Annotated in this window: 5 protein-coding genes; 3 read left to right on the top strand and 2 right to left on the bottom strand. The window is 66.1% G+C overall.

The genetic code is table 11. From position 1 onward, the window contains the following. Both ACTS1X_RS11580 and ACTS1X_RS11575 read left to right on the top strand, forming a co-directional pair. Window positions 1-1812, top strand: a 1812-nt coding sequence (locus ACTS1X_RS11580) for an RNA degradosome polyphosphate kinase (RefSeq protein ID WP_442614551.1), incomplete at its 5' end; no start/stop codon positions are given. Between the two features lie 43 nt (window positions 1813-1855). Further along, window positions 1856-3364, top strand: a complete 1509-nt coding sequence (locus tag ACTS1X_RS11575; protein WP_442614550.1) for a Ppx/GppA phosphatase family protein — start codon at window positions 1856-1858, stop codon at window positions 3362-3364. Between the two features lie 151 nt (window positions 3365-3515). On the opposite strand, the gene ACTS1X_RS11570 is transcribed toward ACTS1X_RS11575, so the two are convergent. Both ACTS1X_RS11570 and rnd read right to left on the bottom strand, forming a co-directional pair. After that, window positions 3516-3827, bottom strand: coding sequence for an I78 family peptidase inhibitor (locus tag ACTS1X_RS11570; RefSeq protein WP_442614549.1), 312 nt, complete (start codon window positions 3825-3827; stop codon window positions 3516-3518). After that, a complete protein-coding gene (gene rnd / locus ACTS1X_RS11565) occupies window positions 3817-5010 on the bottom strand; it encodes a ribonuclease D (RefSeq protein WP_442614548.1) in 1194 nt (397 codons plus the stop codon). The genes ACTS1X_RS11570 and rnd overlap by 11 nt, the downstream gene beginning before the upstream one ends. Before the next feature lie 175 nt (window positions 5011-5185). On the opposite strand from rnd, the gene ACTS1X_RS11560 reads away from it, so the two are divergent. Beyond that, window positions 5186-5407, top strand: a 222-nt coding sequence (locus ACTS1X_RS11560) for an OB-fold nucleic acid binding domain-containing protein (RefSeq protein ID WP_442614552.1), incomplete at its 3' end; no start/stop codon positions are given.

Below are 5407 nucleotides of genomic sequence, written 5' to 3'. Positions count from 1 at the left end.
CGCGCGGCGCTGGCCGAGGCCGAGATTTTCGTGCTGTCGGACACCGAGATCGAGGGCGAGGCGGAGACCTGGCTGTCCGAGCATTTCCACACGCATATCTTCCCGGTGCTGACGCCCCAGGCGCTCGATCCCGCGCATCCCTTTCCGTTCATCCCCAACAAGGGGTTCAGCCTCGTCTTCGATCTCGAGCGCAAGAGCGACGGCGCGCCGATCCGCGAACTGCTGATGGTGCCGACGACCTTGCCACGCTTCGTCCGGGTGCCGGGCGAGACGGCGCGCTATGTGGCGATCGAGACGATCATCCGCCGCTTCACCCATATCCTGTTTCCCGGATACGACATGGTCGGGCAGGGCGCGTTCCGGATCATCCGCGACAGCGATATCGAAGTCGAGGAAGAGGCCGAGGACCTGGTCCGCTATTTCCGGAGCGCGATCAAGCGCCGCCGCCGCGGGCGCGTGATCCGGCTGAAGCTCGAAACCGATATTCCCGACGATATCGAAGAGATGATCCGCCGCGAGATGGGCGGCGACGATTCGATCGTGGCCGAATCGAGCGGCTTCCTGGGCGTGGCCGATCTCGAGCAGCTGGTCGAGGAGGACCGGCCGGACCTCAAATTCCCGCCTTTCAGCCCGCGCTTTCCCGAGCGGATCCGCGAACATGGCGGGGACTGTTTCGCCGCGATCAAGACCAAGGACATCGTCGTCCACCACCCGTACGAGACGTTCGACGTCGTCGTAGCGCTGCTCAAACAGGCAGCCGACGACCCCGATGTCGTGGCGATCAAGCAGACGCTCTATCGCGCGGGCAAGCAGTCCGCCGTCATCCGCGCGCTGATCGACGCCGCCGAGGCGGGCAAGTCGGTCACCGCCGTGGTCGAACTCAAGGCGCGGTTCGACGAGGAGCAGAACCTGCTCTGGGCCAACGCGCTCGAACGCGCCGGCGTGCAGGTCGTCTACGGCTTCATCGAGTGGAAGACCCACGCCAAGGTGACCATGGTCGTCCGCAAGGAAGAGGATGGCTACCGGACCTACTGCCATTTCGGGACGGGCAACTACCATCCGGTGACGGCGAAGATTTACACCGATCTGAGCTTCTTCACCGCGGACCCCCGCGCCGGGCGCGACGCCGCGCAGCTGTTCAACTACATCACCGGCTATGTGCAGCCCGAGGGGCTCGAGCTGATCTCGATGTCGCCGCGCGACATGCGCAACGACCTGATGAAGCTGATCGACGCCGAGATCGCGAACGAGCGGGCCGGCAAGGACGGCGCGGTCTGGGCCAAGATGAACTCGCTCGTCGACCCGGCGATCATCGAGAAGCTGTACGAAGCCAGCAATGCCGGGGTCGAGATCGACCTGATCATCCGCGGCATCTGCTGCCTCAAGCCCGGCGTTCCCGGCATGTCGGAGAATATCCGGGTGCGCTCGGTCATCGGCCGGTTCCTCGAACACAGCCGGATCGCCTGTTTCGGCAACGGCGCGGCGCTGCCCAACAAGAAAGCGCATGTCCTGATCAGCTCGGCCGACTGGATGCCGCGCAATTTCGACCGCCGCGTCGAATATATGATGCCGATCGAGAACCCGACCGTGCACGCGCAGATCCTCGATCAGGTGATGGTCGCCAACCTGATCGACAACGAGCAGAGCTGGCAACTCAATCCCGACGGCAGCTATACGCGGATCGTGCCCGAGGGCCAGCCGTTCAACCTCCATCGCTATTTCATGACCAACCCGTCGCTGTCCGGCCGCGGCGCCGCGCTCAGCGAACAGGGATCGATGCCGAAGAAGCTGCGCGTCAAGCGGCGTGGATAATCCGGTTCCCAGCGGCCGACCGACCGTCTAGAAGCTTCCGCCGATGGCCGTGCTTTCTCTTTTCCGCTCGGGAGAGGCTTCTCCCGCCGCGCAGGCCGGACGCACGGCGGTCATCGATATCGGCTCCAACTCGATCCGCCTCGTCGTGTTCGACGGCCATGGCCGGCTGCCGGCCTTTCTCTTCAACGAAAAGGTCATGGTCGGGCTCGGCGGACGCCGGGACGAGGACGGCAACCTGAACGCCGACGCCATCGCCGACGCGCTGGAAATCCTGCGGCGCTTCCGGTCGCTCGCGACCGCGATGAACGTCACCGATCTCCGGGCGGTGGCCACCGCCGCGGTCCGCGAGGCGAACAACCGCGACGACCTGCTCGGCCCGCTGGCGGATATCGGCATGCCGGTGCGCCTGTTGTCCGGCGGGGACGAGGCGAAACTCGCCGCGATGGGCGTCCTTTCGGCCATACCCCAGGCCGAGGGTCTGGTCGGTGATCTCGGCGGGGGCAGTTTGGAGCTGGCCCGGATCGGCGGCGGCCAGGTCAAGGACTGCGCGTCGTTCCCGCTCGGCGTGCTGCGGGTCGCCGAACTGCGGGCGTCCGGCAAGAAGGGCGCGCTCAAGCGGGCGGTCGCCAAGGCGCTCAAATCCGCCGACTGGATATCCGAATGCGAAGGCCGGCCCTTCTACCTGGTCGGCGGCTCATGGCGGGCGCTTGCCCGCGTCGACATGCAGCGCACCAGTTTTCCGCTGCCGATCGTCCATCACTATACGATGCAGCCGGACCGCGCGGCGAAACTCGTCCGGCTGCTGGCGCGGATCGACAAGTCCAAGCTCGACTGCGTCCCGTCGATGGCCTCGCAACGCATACCGAACCTGCCCGACGGGGCGGCGATCCTGTCCCAGCTGGTCAAGCAGGCCGGCCTCGGCGAGCTCGTCGTATCGGCCTACGGGCTGCGCGAAGGGCTGCTCTACGAGCGGCTCGACGACGATACGCGGACGATCGATCCGCTGATCGCGGCGACGCGCGAGGAGGGCGAACGCCAGGGCCGGTTTCCCGAACATGGCGATCTGCTCGACCGCTGGATCGCACCGCTGTTTGCCGACGAATCGGATACCGACAAGCGCATCCGGCTCGCCGCCTGTCTGCTCGCCGATACCGGCTGGCGCGCCCATCCCGAGTTCCGCGCCGAACGCGGGCTCGAGATGGCGCTGCACGGGAACTGGGTCGGGATCGAGAGCAACGGCCGGGGCAAGATGGCGCAGGCGCTCTTCACCAATTTCGGCGGCGGCGTCGGCGTGGTCGAGGAGCTCGTCAAGCTGTGCAGCACGAAGGAGCTGGAACAGGCGGCGCGCTGGGGCCTCGCCATGCGGTTCGGCCAGCGGTTGAGCGGCGGCGTCGCCGGACCGCTCGAGCTGAGCAATGTCGCGGTCGAGGACAACAGGCTGGTCCTCGCGCTCGATAAAGGCGATGCGGAACTCTACAGCCAGCCCGTCGCGAAGCGCCACGACCAGCTGGCGGAGGCGTTCGGCAAGGAGCCGGAAATGCGGTTGCTGTAAACGGAAATACCCCTGGTTCAATCGTCATTGCGAGCAAAGCGAAGCAATCCGGAGCTGCAAATGGCAACGCCGGCTGCTCTGGATCGCCGCGGGCCTCCGGCCCTCGCAATGACGTTTCGTTTAGCCTGAAGAGATTGTTCTACGACGAAGGTCAGCCGCAGCGGATTGCGGCGACGACCGAGCTCTCGTCATATTCGATATTGAGCCGGGTAGGCCGGTAATCCATCGTCACCGCGCTGTTGGGCGGTATCCAGCGCAGCTCCCGAGCGCCGGACAGCCGCATCGCGGTGGCGGCCAGTTCCTGGCTTGCCGGCTGGCCGATCAGCGATTGCGCCGCATCGGCGTCGCAGGGCCCGCTGCCGGCCATGGGCGGCGCGGCGTCGGGCGCATCGTCCGGCGCCGTCGCGCACGCCCCCAGCGTGATCAGGATAGCCGCCGACGCGATGCCAGGCCTAATCGTCATCCTCGTCCTCCGCCTCGTCCTTCGCATGCGTCACCTTCAGCTTGCCGTCGCGGACCGCGAACGCCACGCGGCCCTCGACCAGGTCGAGCGCGTCGCGGCCGAATTCCTCATAGCGCCATCCGGCGAGCAGGCCCAGCTCCTCGCGCGCGCCCGCGGCGAGCTGTTCGAGCTCGTCGGCCTTGGCGATCAGGCGCGATGCGACGCCGATCTCGCGCGAACGGATCTTGAGCAGCAGCTTGAGCAGGTCGGCGACCAGCGCGCCCTCCTTGCCCAGTCCCGGCTTGCGGCTCTTGCGGTCGGGCATTTCGTCGTCCGGCAGCGGTTCGGCATGCTCGATGACCTGCATCAGCCGGCCGCCGATATCGTTGCCGGCCCAGCTCGACGGCAGGCCCCTGATCTTGGCGAGCGCCTGCTGGTGCTTGGGCGGATGCGACGCGATGTCGGCCAGCGTCTCGTCGCGCAGCAACCGGCCGCGCGGCAGATTCTTGTCCTGCGCCTCGCGCTCGCGCCAGGCGGCGATCGCCTTCAGCCGCCCGAGCACATCGGCCTTGCGGCTCTGGATGCGCACGCGCTTCCAGCTCTGCTCCGGCACGTTGGCATAGTTTGCGGGATCGGCGAGCCGCTCCATCTCGGCATCGATCCAGGCGCCGCGCCCGGTCTCGCGCAGCCGGTCGAGCATCTTCGGAAACAGCTCGGCCAGATGGGTCACGTCGCCGACCGCATAATCGAGCTGGCGCTTGTCGAGCGGGCGGCGGGCCCAGTCGGTAAAACGGGCGCCCTTGTCGAGGCTCCGGCCGAGCAGCGCGTCGACAAGGTTCGAGTAGCCGATCTGTTCGCCGAGGCCGAGCGCCATCGCCGCGATCTGGGTGTCGAAGATCGGGTGCGGCGTCTTGCCGGTCAGGTTGTAGACGATCTCGACATCCTGGCCGCCGGCGTGGAACACTTTCAGCACATCCTCATTGTCGACCATCAGGTCGAGCAGCGGCGCCAGGTCGATGCCGCTGGCCTTCGGATCGATGGCGGCCGCCTCTTCGTGATCGCCGATCTGGATCAGGCACAGCTCCGGCCAATAGGTGCTTTCGCGCATGAACTCCGTGTCGACGGCGACAAAGTCCGATTTCGCGAGGCGCGCGCAAAGATCTGCAAGGGAATCGCTGTCGTCGATCAGCGGATGGATATGCATGAAGCCCGTCTATAGAAGCTGGCGCGCCATCGGCAATGCGAACCGCCAACAACAATGTGAACAGCGGGAAGCCGTTTCGCCCGCAAAATCCGATCTAGAAGGTGACGAACGGCTCTCGACCAACTAAAGGGAGCCCCTTTCTTTCCACCCCTCGATCGATTGACCCGAAATGACCATGCACGCCTATCGCACTCACACCTGTTCCGAGCTTCGCAGCCACAATGTGGGGGAAGAGGTCCGCCTGTCCGGCTGGGTCCACCGCAAGCGCGATCACGGCGATCTGGTGTTCGTCGACCTGCGCGACAATTTCGGCATTACCCAGATCGTGACCGAGGTCGACGGACCGGCCTTCGCGACGCTGGAGAGCCTGCGTTCGGAATCGGTGATCACCGTGACC

It is taken from the genome of Parasphingopyxis sp. (genome assembly GCF_052168275.1).
In the GTDB taxonomy this organism is placed as follows: Bacteria; Pseudomonadota; Alphaproteobacteria; order Sphingomonadales; family Sphingomonadaceae; genus Parasphingopyxis.
Note: the sequence above shows the minus strand (reverse complement) of the source record. Positions and strands in the feature narration are given on the sequence as shown.

What these genes read in the sequence shown, in the direction of transcription:
- ACTS1X_RS11575 (WP_442614550.1), top strand. Translation starts at nt 1,856, where the DNA reads ATGGCCGTGCTTTCTCTTTTCCGCTCGGGAGAGGCTTCTCCCGCCGCG.
- rnd (WP_442614548.1), bottom strand. Translation starts at nt 5,010, where the DNA reads ATGCATATCCATCCGCTGATCGACGACAGCGATTCCCTTGCAGATCTT.
- ACTS1X_RS11570 (WP_442614549.1), bottom strand. Translation starts at nt 3,827, where the DNA reads ATGACGATTAGGCCTGGCATCGCGTCGGCGGCTATCCTGATCACGCTG.